Consider the following 13252-nt stretch of genomic DNA (forward strand, 5'->3'; position numbering starts at 1 on the left):
ACGTGATCGTGGTACGCCTGCCCCGGCCGAGCGACGGCAGGTTCGTCGTGCACTACGAGGCGACGGTGATCCCGAGGCTCCGGCTCAGCAGGACACCCGCCACCTCAAGCGTTGATCATGAAGTTAGCGCGCCCGTGGGCGTCGAAAACCGTCGCTAACTTCATGATCAACGAGGCCTGCCGGGTGGGGTACTAGGGTTTGGGGGATGAGTGGGGTGGGGGAGTTGGGGCGGGCGGTCGAGCTGTTGGTCGGGCAGGTGGCGCATTGGATGGCGCCGAGGTGGGCGGCTGCGGCCACTGCGGGCAACGTGTCCCGGGCCGACCTGATGCATCGGCTGGTCCAGCAGGTCGCGAACCTGGCCGCGGATGCCGAGGGCGAGCCGCGACGCACCGTACCCCGGCTCGACAACGATCTTGCCCTGCCCGACCAGCTCCGGGTGGTCGCCGCCGACCTGCTCGCCGCCGACCCGCCGGAGCCGGTGCTGGCCGAAGCCACAGCCGAGGTCACCGCCACCCGCCGCGCTCTCTGACCGGTAGCCGAGGTCCTCGCCACCCACACCGGGCTCTGTGACGGGCAGCCGAGGCGCTGTGGTGTCGACCGGTCCCTGCCAGGCGGGAAGTCGACCGGTCCCTGCCAGGCGGGAAGTCGATCGATCTCTGCCAGGCGGGAAGCTGACGCGCCCCGCCCGGCAGCGAGCCGGACGGACCTAGCTGAGGCGTTCGAGGACCAGGGCCATGCCCTGCCCGCCACCGACGCACATGGTCTCCAGCCCGATGCTCTTGTCGTGCCACCGCAACGAGTTGATCAGCGTGCCGGTGATCCGGGCGCCGGTCATCCCGAACGGGTGTCCGACGGCGATCGCGCCGCCCATCACGTTGAGCTTCTCCAGCGGGATGTCCAACTCCCGGTAGGACGGGATCACCTGGGCGGCGAACGCCTCGTTGATCTCCACCAGGTCGACGTCGTCGATGCTCATCCCGGCCCGCTTCAGCGCCTGCCGGGACGCCTCGACCGGGCCCAGCCCCATGATCTCGGGCGATAGCCCGGTGACCCCGGTGGAGACGATCCGGGCCAGCGGGGTGATGCCGAGGTCACGGGCGCGCTGTTCGCTCATCACGACCACCGCCGCCGCGCCGTCGTTGAGCGGGCAGCAGTTGCCCGCGGTGATCCGGCCGTCGGGGCGGAACACCGGCTTGAGCCCGGCCACGCCGTCCAGCGTCACCCCGGCACGGGGACCGTCGTCGGCGCTCACCACCTCACCGGAGGGCAGGGTCACCGGGGTGATCTCCCGGGCCCAGAAGCCGGCCGCGATGGCCTGCTCGGCGAGGTTCTGGCTGCGTACGCCGAACTCGTCCATATCCGCGCGGGTGACGTCGTACACCTGGGCCAGATTTTCCGCGGTCTGACCCATCGTCAGGTAGATGTCCGGCAGTTCCCCGTCGAGCCGGGGGTCGGTCCAGCGCTCGGCCCCGGCCTGGGTACGCGCCGCCGACCGCGCCTGGGCCTCGGCGAACCGAGGGTTCTGCCAGCCGCCGCCGACCAGTGCCTGAGCTTCGGAGGGGAGTCCGTCGGAACTGCCACGGGCGAAACGCGAGACGCACTCGACCCCGGCGGAGACGAAGACGTCCCCCTCACCGGCGGCGATGGCGTGGAAGGCCATCCGGGTGGTCTGCAGCGACGAGGCGCAGTAGCGGGTCACCGTGGCGGCGGGCAGGGTGTCCAGGCCGAGCAGGGTGGCCACCACCCGGCCCATGTTGAAGCCCTGTTCACCGCCCGGCAGGCCACAGCCGAGGTAGAGGTCGTCGATCTGGGTGGGGTCGAGTTCGGGTACCTGGTCCAGCGCGGCCCGGACGATGGTGGCGGCGAGGTCGTCCGGCCGCAGGTCGCGCAGGGAGCCCTTGCCGGCTCGGCCGATCGGGGAGCGGGCGGTGGCGACGATGACGGCGGTGCGAGACGGATCGGTCGACATATCTCTAACTTAACCGGCCGGTAACTTATCGCGGAAGTGACCGAGGCTGTGATGATTCCGGCCCGAACCGGGACGGGTCAGTGCTGCCGGGTGACCGTTGCCGCCTCGGCCACGGCGGGCAGCAGGGCGTGGGCCCATACCCGGTACCCGTCCGCCGAGGGGTGGTAGCCGTCGTGGCACAGGGTGCCGGCGTCGGCCCGGAACACCGGACCCGTCTCGGCGGCCAGGTCGACCGCGACGCCGCCGGCCGCGAGCACCGCCCGCGCCTGGGCCCTGGCCGTACGTCGACCGAGCAGGCCGGTGACCTGGCGCAGCGGCTGTGCGATGGCGCGTACGGCACCGAGGTCGGGGCAGGTGCCGACGACGACCTCCACCCCCGCGTTGCGCAGTCGGCGTACGGCGGCACCCAGGTAGGCGGCCGTCTCGCCCGGTCGACGCAGGGCGGTCACGTCGTTGGCACCGATCAGGATCACCGCCACGTCCGGGCGCTCCCCGAGCAGTGCCCGCGCCACCTGGGTGGCCAGGTCCGTGGCCCGGGAGCCGGACACCCCGACGCTGGACAGGTGCACCAGCCGGTGGCCCTCGCCGGCCAGGTTTCCGCTGGTGGGGCCCGTACCGTCGGCCAACAGCCGGGCGAGCTGACCACCGACGGTGTCCTCGACCCGGTTCACCCCGACGCCGAGCGCCGACGAGTCGCCGAGCAGGACCAGTCGTAGTACGGGCGCGCCGGTCCGACCGACCACGGAACGCAGCGCCAGGCCCAGTTCCGGCTGGGCGTAGTGCCGGTTGCGGGCCAGTAACACCTCGCCGGCGAGCAGGGCCGCGCCGCCGACGGTGCCGGCGATCAGGGTCAGCGCGGCACTCCGGCCGATCTGGCCGGCGGTACCGCTCCGTTGGCGCCCGGTCCCGCTCGCTGTCATGCTCGTTCCTCCACTGTGGACGGCTCGGCTCCGGTTGGGGTCGCACCGGCCGAGCCTGCGACGGGTGCGGACGCGGCCGGCTCCTCGCCGCGCTGGTGGCCGAACCAGGCCCGACGCCGCCGCAACTGCGCCCAACGCCCCGCCGGTCCGCGTTCGCGTCCGCCGACCTCGGTCCCGCTGACCTCCGTACCGGCGTTGCGGGCCGCCTCGTGTGCGGCCGCCGGCAGCGAACGGACACCCTCGCCCTCGGCAAGAGCCGGCCGGCGCTCCTCGGCCGCGCCGAGCGCCACCAGGACCGTCGGCAGCAGCGCCGCCGCGGCGACCGCGTAGCCCTCGGCGGACGGGTGGAAGTGGTCCCAGGCGAACATCCGGGTCGGTTCGGCCGCGAATCGGGGACCGAGCAGGTCACCCAGGGACACGGTGGCGCCGCCGGCCTCGACCACGGCCACCGTCTGCGCCGCGGCGAGCTGCCGACTCCAGCGCCGGGCCAGCCACCTCAGCGGCGGCTTGATCGGCCGGATCGCGCCCAGGTCGGGGCAGGTGCCGACGACCACCTCGGCGCCCACGCCGCGCAGGTCGCGGACCGCGTCGACCAGATAACGTACGGCGATCGACAGTGGTGTACGCGCGGTCACGTCGTTTCCGCCGACCAGGATCACCGCCAGGTCCGGCTCCAGTTCGAGGGCCGCTTCGACCTGCGGTGCCAACCCGGCCGAACGGCTGCCGACCACGGCGAACCGGTGCAGTCGTACCGGCCGTCGCAGGCGGCGGGAGATACCGGTGGCGAGCAGGGCGCCGGGCGTCTCCCGGGGGCGGTGTACGCCGTACCCGGCCGCGGACGAATCGCCCAGGATGACCATGGTGAGGGGTTTGCCCGGGAACCTGGCCCCGTACACCCCGTCACCGCGCGGCGGCGGCGCCTGCGCGAGCGGGATGATCCGCCGGGCCTGCCGGGCCTGGCCGATCAGCACCGCCCAGGCGGCGGCCGTGCTCGCCGCCGTCACCCCGGCACCGAGGATCGTCAGCTTCGCGACCCGGCGCGCGGTGTGCCACGGCACCCGTTGCCGCGCCACCGAACCGGCCGTACTCATCAAGCGCCCCCCGCCTTCGCGGACATCCTGCGGCCTTCGAGGCTATCTCGGTGGGGCGTCCCGCGCTGTCGGCGTTTTGGCTCCTCCCGCGTCGGGATGCCGCCGGTGTCCCCTTTCTCGCGCTGCGGGGAACTTGCCCCCATGTGCATCATGGGCGGAAGGAGGGTGCGGACATGGCGAAGACACTGAAGCGGACCGCGGCGTTTGCGGCGCTGGCCCGGGCGTTGACATCCGGTACGCGGGGTGGCCCGTCGCTGGGAGCCCGGCTGGCGGCGCTGCCCCGGATGATCCGCGCGACGGCTCGCGGCGAGTACGACGGCGGCCTGCGGCTGGCCCTGATGGCGGCGGCGACCGCGTACGTGGTGTCGCCGATCGACCTGGCGCCCGAGCTGTTGCTGGCGGTTTTCGGGCTCGCCGACGACGCGCTCATGGTGACCTGGCTGGCCGGCAGCGTGCTCGCCGAGACCGAGCGTTTCCTGCTCTGGGAGGCGCGCCGGGACAGCGTGGTACCCGGCCACGTGGTGCCCTGAGTCCCCGGTCACGAGGTGCCCTGACGGCACGTAGGCTGATCTGCGCAGCCATCGGGGCTGACCTGGCACAGCCACGGACCACCACCCGGCCACGAGCCGGACGGGCCACGCGGAAAGGCACATCGAGGTGCGCTACTACGACAATGTCGTCGACCTGATCGGGCACACACCCCTGGTGCGGTTGAACCAGGTCACCGCCGGCATCACCGCGACGGTGCTCGCGAAGGTGGAGTACTTCAACCCCGGTGGCTCGGTGAAGGACCGGATCGCACTGCGGATGGTCGAGGAGGCGGAGCAGGCCGGTCTGCTCAAGCCTGGCGGCACCATCGTCGAGCCGACCAGCGGCAACACCGGGGTCGGGCTGGCCCTGGTCGCGCAGTTGCGGGGCTACAAGTGCGTGTTCGTCTGCCCGGACAAGGTCAGCGAGGACAAGCGCAACGTGCTGCGGGCGTACGGCGCCGAGGTGGTGGTCTGCCCGACCAGCGTGGCGCCCGAGGATCCGCGCTCCTACTACAACGTCTCCAACCGGCTCGCCCAGGAGATCCCGAACGCCTGGAAGCCCGACCAGTATTCCAACCCGGCGAACCCCCGGTCGCACTACGAGACGACCGGGCCGGAGCTGTGGGAGCAGACCGACGGGCGGATCACGCACTTCGTGGCCGGGGTCGGCACCGGCGGCACGATCTCCGGGATCGGCCGTTACCTCAAGGAGGTCTCCGGCGGCACGGTGAAGATCATCGGCGCTGACCCGGAGGGTTCGGTCTACTCCGGCGGCACCGGTCGGCCGTACCTGGTCGAGGGGGTGGGCGAGGACTTCTGGCCGACCACCTACGACCGTTCGGTCGCCGACGAGATCATCGAGGTGTCGGACAAGGCGTCGTTCGACCTCACCCGGCGGCTGGCCCGCGAGGAGGGCCTGCTGGTCGGCGGGTCGTGTGGGATGGCCGTGGTGGCGGCGCTGGAGGTGGCCCGCAAGGCCGGCCCGGACGACGTGGTGGTGGTGCTGCTGCCCGACGGCGGCCGTGGCTACCTGTCGAAGATCTTCAACGACGAGTGGATGGCCCGGTACGGCTTCCTGGAGACCGGCAACGCCGAGCCGACCGTCGCGGACGCGCTGTCCAGCAAGCCGGGCGGGGTGCCGGAGCTGATCCACGTGCATCCGACCGAGACGGTCCGGGACGCGATCGACTACATGCGCGAATACGCCGTCTCCCAGCTCCCGGTGCTCAAGGCCGAACCGCCGGTGGTCACCGGTGAGGTCGCCGGTTCGATCGCCGAGCGGGACCTGCTCGACGCGCTCTTCACCGGCCAGGCGCACCTGCACGACACGATCGAGCGGCACATGGGTCCGCCGCTGCCGATGATCGGCGGTGGGCAGCCGGTGAGCGAGGCGGTCGGCCTGCTGGAGAAGTCGGACGCCGCGCTCGTCCTGGTGGACGGCAAGCCTCGGGGCGTACTGACCCGACAGGACCTGCTCGCCCACCTCGGCGCCCGCTGAGAGCCGGCTGGCGGCCCCGCTGAGGGTCGGCTAGCGGGTCGGCTAGCGGCTCAGCTCCGCCGGGACGGCGATCACGTCGACGAACGCTCCCCGGCGGAGCAGGGTGACCGGCAGGCGGCTGCCGATCGCCGGCCCGAGCATCAGGCGCTGCAACCCCTGTCCGCTCTGCACCGGCCGGCCGCCGGCCGAGACGAGCACGTCACCGAGGTAGATCCCGGCACTGCCGGCGGGGCTGCCCGGCACCACCTCGACCACCCGCAGACCACGGCGTTGGCCGGTGCGTTCGGCCACCGCCGGAGGCAGCGGCACCGGCACCCCGGCGACGCCGAGCCAGGCACGGCGTACCCGACCGGTGGAGACCAGGTCGCCGATGATCTGGCGGGTGGTCGAGTTGATCGGTACGGCCAACCCGAGCCCGTAGCCGGCCACGGCGGTGTTCACCCCGATCACCCGGCCGGCCGAGTCGGCCAGCGCCCCGCCCGAGTTGCCGGGATTGAGGGCGGCATCGGTCTGGATCACGTCCTCGATCAGCCGGACCAGCCGGCCGTCGCGGGCGGGCAGGGAACGGCCCAGGCCGGAGACCACCCCGGCGGTCACCGATCCGGCCAGCCCCATCGGGTTGCCCACGGCCACCACGAGCTGGCCGATCCGGAGCTGGTCTGCGTCACCGAGTTCGGCCGGCGGGACGCTGGTCGACCGGACCCGGAGTACGGCCAGGTCGGAGAGGGGATCGGTGCCGACCACGTCGAACCGGGATTCGGCGCCGTCGGCGAAGGTGGCCGTACCGCCCTCTGCTCCGTCGACCACGTGGGCGCTGGTGAGTAGGAGGCCGTCGGCGGTGAAGGTGACCGCGGAGCCGGCCCCGTTGCCCCGCGCGGAGCGCACCGCCAGTGCGGCCACGCTCGGCAGGACCCGGGAGGCCACACCGCTGACCACCCGGGAGTACGCGTCCAGGGCATCGGCTTCGGTGGGAGGTGGCTGGATCTGTTCGCCGTCCATGTCGCGGACAACGCCCAGCGGTGCGCTTCGATGCCCGACCGGGCTCCGCTGACAGCGAACACCGAGCGCGGGCGGCGTACGGGCGGCCGGCGCCCGGTTAGGGCAGGTCCCGTACGTAGCGCAGTTGTGGCACGAGAGCCGAGCCGACGTGTTCGGTCCGCTCGACCCCGTCGGCGGTCCAACCGCCGCGCCGGTAGAACTCCTGGGCGTGCGTGTTGTCGGCCAGCACCCAGAGGGCGGCACGACGCCAGCCGCGCCCGTGCAGGGTGCCCAGGGCGTCGACCATCAACGCCCGGCCCAGGCCCCGGCCCTGCTGGTCCGGCTCCAGGTGGATGGCGCAGAGTTCGCCGTACCCGGTCGGGTCCAGTTCGTGCGGTCCGACGTAGCTGAAGCCGACCAGCCGGTCACCGGCGTCGACCACGGTCATCAGGTGGGTGTCCCGCTCCCACTTCCAGCGTTCGCTCCACCACTGGCCGAGCAGGTCGCCGGAGTCCGAGGCGAGCGCCTCGGCGGGCACGAAGTCCCGGTAGGCGGCCTGCCGGGAGCGCGCGTGCAGCCCACCGACCGCCATCAGGTCGTCGGCGGTGGCCGGGCGCAGGGTGACGGTCACCCGGCCGAGGATAGTCGGGGCACCCGTACCCGCCCGAGGTCCTCGGCCACCACCAGATCGCCGGTGAAGTGTTCACGTGCCTCGGCGGCGAACCGGGCCGGGTCGGGGTAGCGCTGGGAGAAGTGGGTCAGCACGAGTCGGCGTACGCCGGTCTCGGTGGCCACCCGCGCGGCCTGCGCTGCGGTCAGGTGCCCGGCCTCGGCGGCCAGCGCGGCGTCCTCGGTGAGGAAGGTCGACTCGATCACCAGCAGGTCGGCGCCGTCGGCGAGGTCGTACACGGCGTCGCAGAGCCCGGTGTCCATGACGAAGGCGAACCGCTGCCCCCGGCGCGGTTCGCTGACCGCGTCCAGGGGCACGCGACGCCCGCCGGCCTCGATCTCCCCGGCGCGGATCAGCTCGCCGATGGCCGGCCCGGAGATGCCGTACGCGGCCAGCCGTTCCGGCAGCATCCGGCGCCCGTCCGGCTCGACCAGCCGATAGCCGTACGCCTCGACCGGGTGGTCCAACCGGCGGGCGGTGATCGTCGCACCGCTGATCGGGATGGTCTGCCCGTCGGATTCGACGGGTTCCGGCCGGATGTCGGCGGTCTCGTGGAAGGCGCTGGCGTGCCGCAGCCGGTCGAAGTATTCGGTGCCGCCGGCCGGGAAGTGCACCGGTACCGGGTGCGGCACCCGGTCCAGGGAGAGGCGTTGGATCATCCCGGGCAGGCCGAGGCAGTGGTCGCCGTGGAAGTGGGTGATGCAGATCCGGGTCAGGTCGGTGGCCGACACCCCGGCCCGCAGCATCTGCCGCTGGCTGCCCTCGCCGGGGTCGAAGACGATCATCTCGGCGTCCCAGCGCAGCAGGTAACCGTTGTGGTTGCGCTGCCGGGTCGGTACCTGGCTGGCGGTGCCCAGGACGACCAGTTCACGGGTCACCGGGGCCTCCGGGGTCGAAAAGGTGCGCCGGATATGGAACGACCCCCGGGGCTTCCGCGCGGTGCGCGGGCCGGCTGGACAAAGCCGGCACCCCGGGGGTCGGGTGGCTGTCTCGTATTCGCCGCACCGCTGCCACACGGTCTCGACGATGTTGCACTGTCAAGGACAGCGGCTAGCGGACAGCCACCTCACGAGTCCCGTTGCTACACAAAGCTTGGACCACCTCCTCTCACGTGTACGGCCACGTTAACCACCTTCGGGCCGGTCCGCCAATGGTTTTAGATCACTGATCAGACGCTTGCGCGGGCCACGCTCGGACCGCCGACTCCCCACTCACTCGTCACCGGGGCCGCGGCCGAACCGTCGGACCTCCTGAGGCCAGCCGCATGCCTCCGCGATCTTGCCGGCCCACATTCGGGCCGTTTCCTCGTCGGCCACGTCCACCACGGTCAGCCCGCCCAGCCACTCCTTGGTTTCGACGTAGGGCCCGTCGGTGAATATCAATTTCCCGCTCGTGGCGTCGGCACTGAAGACGGGGCCGTCCTCCTCTAGGCCCCCGGCGAACACGTACGCCCCGGCTGCCTTGATCTCGTCCACGACCGCCTTCGCGAGTGGCCCGCGCCCGCGAAACCACTCCTCAGTGTGGTCACCCACCCACTGCTGGTTGAAGTAGATGAGGTACTCGGCCATGTCTGCTCCCTCGTCTCGGGCGGACCTTTGTCTGCCTTCATCCTCGCCACGAACGGCGCCGGGCGAATCCGACACCTCGGGCGAAAATTTCACGTCGATGTTGGCGGGGGAGCGGTGCGGGTCCGTCACGGCCGACCCCAACACCGAACAAGGCCACCGGGTCCAAACCCGGTGGCCTTGTCGGTTGACGCGATCGCGGTCAGTGAGCGTCGCTGGGCGTGCGGGCCACGCCGACCGGGCAGCTCATCCCGTTCGGGCCGTGGTTGCAGTAGCCGTTCGGGTTCTTGGTCGGCGCCAGGTACTGCTGGTGGTAGTCCTCGGCGTAGTAGTAGTCGCCCAACTCGCCGATCTCGGTGGTGATCTCGGGCAGGCCCGCCCTGGCCACCACCGGGGCGAACGCCTCGCGGGACGCCTGCGCCACCGCTAGCTGCTCGGGCGTGGTGCTGTAGATCGCCGAGCGGTACTGGGTGCCCACGTCGTTGCCCTGGCGCATGCCCTGGGTCGGGTCGTGGTTCTCCCAGAAGACCTTGAGCAGGTCCTCGTAGCTGATCTCGGTGGGGTCGTAGACCACCTGTACGGCCTCGGTGTGCCCGGTGAAGCCCGAGCAGACCTCCTCGTACGTGGGGTTCGGGGTCTGTCCGCCGGCGTAACCGACGGAGGTGGAGATCACACCCGGAAGCGTCCAGAACAGTCGCTCGGCGCCCCAGAAACAGCCCATGCCGAAGACGGCCGTCTGGCTGCCCTCGGGCCAGGGACCCTGCAACGGCGTCCCGAGTACGACGTGCCGGTCGGCCACCGAGATCGGGAAGTCACGTCCGGGCAGCACCTGGTCGGGGCTGGGCAGGCTGGCCTTCATTCGCCGTAGGAACACGGTAGGTCTCCTCTCATACCTCTGCCCTGTGTAACCACGCGCCCGTCAAGATCCTTACCCGGCTCGTCCCGTACCCGGGCTACCTGCGGGCGTACCCGGGGCTGCCCCGTGGGTGGGCGGCTCAGGTGGTCGGTGGTGGGTGGGGAGGCCGGTCAGGCGGGCGGGAGTGCGGCGGCGATCCGGGCGGCGTAGCCGGTCGCCGAGTCGGCGTCGTCGTAGGTGGTCCGGGGCCAGAAGAAGCCGCGCAGGCCGTCGCCCTTGGTCCGGGGGACCACGTGGGTGTGCAGGTGCGGGACGGACTGGGAGACCCGATTGTTCATGGCGACGAAGGTGCCGCCGGAGCCGAGTCCGGTCTCGACCGCGACGCCGATCCGCTGTACCAGACCGAAGTATCCAGAAAGCGAAGAAACAGGCAAATCGGCCAAAACCTCGTAATGTTCCCGAGGTACGACCAGTACATGGCCCCGGAAAACCGGTCTGGTGTCCAGAAACGCCACCCCGGCCGGCTCGTCGGCGACGGTGAAGGCCGGCACGGAACCCGCGACAATGCCACAGAACACGCAAGGCTTCACCCCGGCAGACTAACGTCACCCCAATGAATTACGGCTTCGAGACGCTCGCCATCCACGCCGGTCAGGAACCTGATCCACGTACCGGCGCGGTAGTACCACCCATATATGCGACCAGCACCTACGCCCAGGACGAGGTCGGGGCGCCGCGGCTCGGTTACGAGTACAGCCGGTCGGCCAACCCGACCCGTACGGCACTGCAGGAATGCCTCGCCGCGATCGAGGGCGGCCAGGTCGGGCTCGCCTTCGCCAGCGGCCTCGCGGCCGAGGACACCCTTCTGCGTACGGTCTGCCGCCCCGGCGACCACGTGGTGATCCCGGACGACGCGTACGGCGGCACGTACCGGCTCTTCGCCAAGGTGCTGCACCGCTGGGGGCTGAACTGGACCGCCGCGAAGCTCTCCGACCCGGACGCCGTACGGGCCGCGATCCGCCCCGGCCAGACCAAGGTCATCTGGGTGGAGACGCCGACCAACCCGCTGCTCAACATCGCCGACCTGCCGGCCCTGGCGGCGATCGCCCACGAGGCCCAGGCGCTGCTCGCGGTCGACAACACGTTCGCCTCGCCCTACCTGCAGCAGCCGCTGGCGCTCGGCGCCGACGTGGTGGTGCACTCCACCACCAAGTACCTCGGCGGCCACTCGGACGTGATCGGCGGGGCGCTGATCGCCGCCGACCGCGGCCTGGGCGAGGAGCTGACGTACCACCAGAACGCGATGGGTGGCGTACCCGGCCCCTTCGACGCGTGGCTCACCCTGCGCGGCATCAAGACCCTCGGCGTACGCATGGACCGGCACTGCGACAACGCCGAGCGGATCGTCGACTACCTCTCCGCGCACCGGGCCGTCGCCGAGGTCCGCTACCCCGGCCTGCCCGACCACCCCGGCCACGAGGTGGCGGCCAAGCAGATGCGTCGGTTCGGCGGCATGATCTCGTTCCGCGCGGCCGGCGGCGAGGCGCAGGCGGTCGACATCTGCAACCGGACGAAGCTTTTCGTGCTCGCCGAGTCCCTCGGCGGGGTGGAATCGCTGATCGAACACCCCGGCCGGATGACACACGCGAGTGCTGCCGGCTCGCCGCTTGAAGTTCCCGCCGATCTCGTGCGACTGTCTGTCGGCATCGAAACGGCTGACGACCTGCTCGCGGATTTGGAGCAGGCGCTCGGCTGACCTTTCGGGAGGGGTGGGGAGTGCAGGAGCTCATGCCGTCCTGGGTCGGCGCGACCGCGAAGCAGATCGCGCGAGCGGTCCGCCGTGGTGACGCGTCCGCCACCCAGGTGGTGGCGGACCACCTCGACCACATCGCCCGCAGCGACGCCGAGCTGGCCGCGTTCCGGGTGGTCCGGGGTGGCGAGGCGATCGTCGAGGCGGAAAAGGTCGACGAGCAGGACGACCTGGCCAACCTGCCGCTGGCCGGGGTGCCGATCGCGGTCAAGGAGAACACCGCGGTCGCCGGCCTGCCCACCTGGAACGGCTCCGCCGCGGCCCGTACCGCGGTCGCCGAGGACGACCACGAGGTGGTCCGGCGGCTGCGCGGTGCGGGCGCGGTGATCGTCGGCGTGACCCGGATGCCGGAACTGGGCCTCTGGGCGTTGACCGACGACGAGGGCTCGGTCACCCGTAACCCGTGGCAGCTCGACCGCACCCCGGGCGGCTCGTCCGGCGGTGCGGCGGCAGCGGTCGCCTCCGGCCTGGTGCCGATCGCGCACGGCAACGACGGGCTCGGCTCGTTGCGCATCCCCGCCGCCTGCTGCGGGCTGGTCGGGCTCAAGCCCGGCTCCGGTGTGGTGCCCTGCCAACTCGGCGCGGACGACTGGTTCGGGCTGACCGAACACGGCATCCTCGCCACCACCGTCGCCGACGCGGCCGTGGGCTTCTCCGTACTCGCCGGCCGGCGACCGGACAAACTGGTGCCGCCGCAGCGGCTGCGGGTGGCGGTCTCGCTGCGCTCGCCGGTGGCCGGCGTACGCGCCGACGCGCCCAACGCCGACGCGGTCGCCACCGGCGCAAGGCTGCTCGCCGCGGCCGGCCACGACACCGTCACCGTCGACCCGGTCTACCCGACCTCGCTCGGCCTGCGCGGCATCGCCACCTGGCTGGCCGCCGCCGCCCGCGACGTGGAGGGCGCCGGACTGGACCGGCGGACCCTGCAACCGCGCAGCCGGCGGCACACCGGGCTCGGGGCCTGGGCGTACCGGCGGGGTTACGTCCGGGAGTCCGACCGGGCCGGCTGGCGGGAGCGGTCGATCGGCTTCTTCACCGACAACTCGGTCGACCTGCTGCTCACCCCGGCGCTGGCGGCGACCCCGCCGCAGGCGGAAGGCTGGGCCGGCCGCTCCTGGCGGGCCAACATGGTGACCAACATCCGGTACGCCCCGTACGCCGCACCGTGGAACATGGCCGGCCTGCCGTCGCTGGTGGTCCCGGTCGGCCTGCGACCGGACGGGCTCCCGGTCGGCGTGCAACTCGTCGGCCCGCCCGGCTCGGAACTGCTGCTGCTCGGCGTCGCCGGCCAGTTCGAGATGGCCGCCCCGTGGCCCCGCCACGCCCCCACCTGGCCCCGAGTCCCGCATCCCACCGCCTAACCCC

14 protein-coding genes are annotated in these 13252 nt (G+C 72.0%); 5 read left to right on the forward strand and 9 right to left on the reverse strand.

Features of this window, described 5'->3' with window-relative positions; genetic code table 11:
* Nucleotides 1-205: 205 nt before the first annotated feature.
* Nucleotides 206-529 (forward strand): hypothetical protein, encoded by a 324-nt coding sequence (locus tag AB0J90_RS04730; protein WP_363592196.1) that lies wholly within the window; start codon nucleotides 206-208, stop codon nucleotides 527-529.
* 177 nt (nucleotides 530-706) lie between these two features.
* Here the strand turns inward: AB0J90_RS04730 and AB0J90_RS04735 are convergent, their stop codons facing one another.
* The 3 genes from AB0J90_RS04735 to AB0J90_RS04745 form a co-directional block, all read right to left on the reverse strand.
* Nucleotides 707-1969: an acetyl-CoA C-acetyltransferase gene (locus AB0J90_RS04735; protein WP_363592198.1), complete on the reverse strand. Its 1263-nt coding sequence runs from the start codon at nucleotides 1967-1969 to the stop codon at nucleotides 707-709.
* A gap of 77 nt (nucleotides 1970-2046) precedes the next feature.
* Entirely contained in the window at nucleotides 2047-2889 is an 843-nt protein-coding gene (locus AB0J90_RS04740; RefSeq protein WP_363592200.1) for an SGNH/GDSL hydrolase family protein, read from the reverse strand.
* Nucleotides 2886-3980 carry an SGNH/GDSL hydrolase family protein gene (locus tag AB0J90_RS04745; RefSeq protein WP_363592202.1) on the reverse strand — a complete coding sequence of 365 codons (1095 nt, stop codon included), beginning with the start codon at nucleotides 3978-3980 and terminating at the stop codon, nucleotides 2886-2888. The genes AB0J90_RS04740 and AB0J90_RS04745 overlap by 4 nt, the downstream gene beginning before the upstream one ends.
* A gap of 173 nt (nucleotides 3981-4153) precedes the next feature.
* Between AB0J90_RS04745 and AB0J90_RS04750 the strand changes: the two genes are divergently transcribed.
* Both AB0J90_RS04750 and AB0J90_RS04755 read left to right on the forward strand, forming a co-directional pair.
* Nucleotides 4154-4510 (forward strand): YkvA family protein, encoded by a 357-nt coding sequence (locus tag AB0J90_RS04750; RefSeq protein ID WP_363592204.1) that lies wholly within the window; start codon nucleotides 4154-4156, stop codon nucleotides 4508-4510.
* A 127-nt stretch (nucleotides 4511-4637) separates the two neighbouring features.
* Nucleotides 4638-6008 (forward strand): cystathionine beta-synthase, encoded by a 1371-nt coding sequence (locus tag AB0J90_RS04755; RefSeq protein WP_363592206.1) that lies wholly within the window; start codon nucleotides 4638-4640, stop codon nucleotides 6006-6008.
* Nucleotides 6009-6050: 42 nt separating this feature from the next.
* Here the strand turns inward: AB0J90_RS04755 and AB0J90_RS04760 are convergent, their stop codons facing one another.
* The 6 genes from AB0J90_RS04760 to AB0J90_RS04785 all read right to left on the reverse strand — a co-directional run bounded on the left by AB0J90_RS04760 (nucleotide 6051) and on the right by AB0J90_RS04785 (nucleotide 10667).
* The gene (locus AB0J90_RS04760) at nucleotides 6051-7007 is read right to left on the reverse strand and encodes a trypsin-like peptidase domain-containing protein (RefSeq protein WP_363592208.1); all 957 of its coding nucleotides are present in this window, start codon (nucleotides 7005-7007) and stop codon (nucleotides 6051-6053) included.
* 97 nt (nucleotides 7008-7104) lie between these two features.
* Entirely contained in the window at nucleotides 7105-7617 is a 513-nt protein-coding gene (locus AB0J90_RS04765) for a GNAT family N-acetyltransferase (protein WP_363592210.1), read from the reverse strand.
* Complete coding sequence (locus AB0J90_RS04770) at nucleotides 7614-8534, reverse strand: ribonuclease Z (RefSeq protein WP_363592211.1); 921 nt, start codon at nucleotides 8532-8534, stop codon at nucleotides 7614-7616. Before AB0J90_RS04770 ends, AB0J90_RS04765 begins: the two co-directional genes overlap by 4 nt.
* Nucleotides 8535-8867: 333 nt before the next feature.
* Entirely contained in the window at nucleotides 8868-9224 is a 357-nt protein-coding gene (locus AB0J90_RS04775) for a YciI family protein (RefSeq protein ID WP_363592213.1), read from the reverse strand.
* 199 nt (nucleotides 9225-9423) lie between these two features.
* Nucleotides 9424-10095 carry a peptide-methionine (S)-S-oxide reductase MsrA gene (msrA, locus tag AB0J90_RS04780; RefSeq protein ID WP_363592215.1) on the reverse strand — a complete coding sequence of 224 codons (672 nt, stop codon included), beginning with the start codon at nucleotides 10093-10095 and terminating at the stop codon, nucleotides 9424-9426.
* Between the two features lie 152 nt (nucleotides 10096-10247).
* The gene (locus AB0J90_RS04785) at nucleotides 10248-10667 is read right to left on the reverse strand and encodes an HIT family protein (protein WP_363592217.1); all 420 of its coding nucleotides are present in this window, start codon (nucleotides 10665-10667) and stop codon (nucleotides 10248-10250) included.
* A gap of 23 nt (nucleotides 10668-10690) precedes the next feature.
* On the opposite strand from AB0J90_RS04785, the gene AB0J90_RS04790 reads away from it, so the two are divergent.
* Together AB0J90_RS04790 and AB0J90_RS04795 are read left to right on the forward strand one after the other, a co-directional pair.
* Nucleotides 10691-11833, forward strand: coding sequence for a cystathionine gamma-synthase (locus AB0J90_RS04790; protein ID WP_363592219.1), 1143 nt, complete (start codon nucleotides 10691-10693; stop codon nucleotides 11831-11833).
* 32 nt (nucleotides 11834-11865) lie between these two features.
* Nucleotides 11866-13248 (forward strand): amidase family protein, encoded by a 1383-nt coding sequence (locus AB0J90_RS04795; protein WP_363592931.1) that lies wholly within the window; start codon nucleotides 11866-11868, stop codon nucleotides 13246-13248.
* Nucleotides 13249-13252: the final 4 nt, after the last annotated feature.

The organism is Micromonospora sp. NPDC049523 (assembly GCF_040676775.1).
In the GTDB taxonomy this organism is placed as follows: domain Bacteria; phylum Actinomycetota; class Actinomycetes; order Mycobacteriales; family Micromonosporaceae; genus Micromonospora_G.

What these genes read in the sequence shown, in the direction of transcription:
- AB0J90_RS04730 (WP_363592196.1), top strand. Translation starts at nt 206, where the DNA reads ATGAGTGGGGTGGGGGAGTTGGGGCGGGCGGTCGAGCTGTTGGTCGGG.
- AB0J90_RS04735 (WP_363592198.1), bottom strand. Translation starts at nt 1,969, where the DNA reads ATGTCGACCGATCCGTCTCGCACCGCCGTCATCGTCGCCACCGCCCGC.
- AB0J90_RS04740 (WP_363592200.1), bottom strand. Translation starts at nt 2,889, where the DNA reads ATGACAGCGAGCGGGACCGGGCGCCAACGGAGCGGTACCGCCGGCCAG.
- AB0J90_RS04745 (WP_363592202.1), bottom strand. Translation starts at nt 3,980, where the DNA reads ATGAGTACGGCCGGTTCGGTGGCGCGGCAACGGGTGCCGTGGCACACC.
- AB0J90_RS04750 (WP_363592204.1), top strand. Translation starts at nt 4,154, where the DNA reads ATGGCGAAGACACTGAAGCGGACCGCGGCGTTTGCGGCGCTGGCCCGG.
- AB0J90_RS04760 (WP_363592208.1), bottom strand. Translation starts at nt 7,007, where the DNA reads ATGGACGGCGAACAGATCCAGCCACCTCCCACCGAAGCCGATGCCCTG.
- AB0J90_RS04775 (WP_363592213.1), bottom strand. Translation starts at nt 9,224, where the DNA reads ATGGCCGAGTACCTCATCTACTTCAACCAGCAGTGGGTGGGTGACCAC.
- AB0J90_RS04790 (WP_363592219.1), top strand. Translation starts at nt 10,691, where the DNA reads ATGAATTACGGCTTCGAGACGCTCGCCATCCACGCCGGTCAGGAACCT.
- AB0J90_RS04795 (WP_363592931.1), top strand. Translation starts at nt 11,866, where the DNA reads ATGCCGTCCTGGGTCGGCGCGACCGCGAAGCAGATCGCGCGAGCGGTC.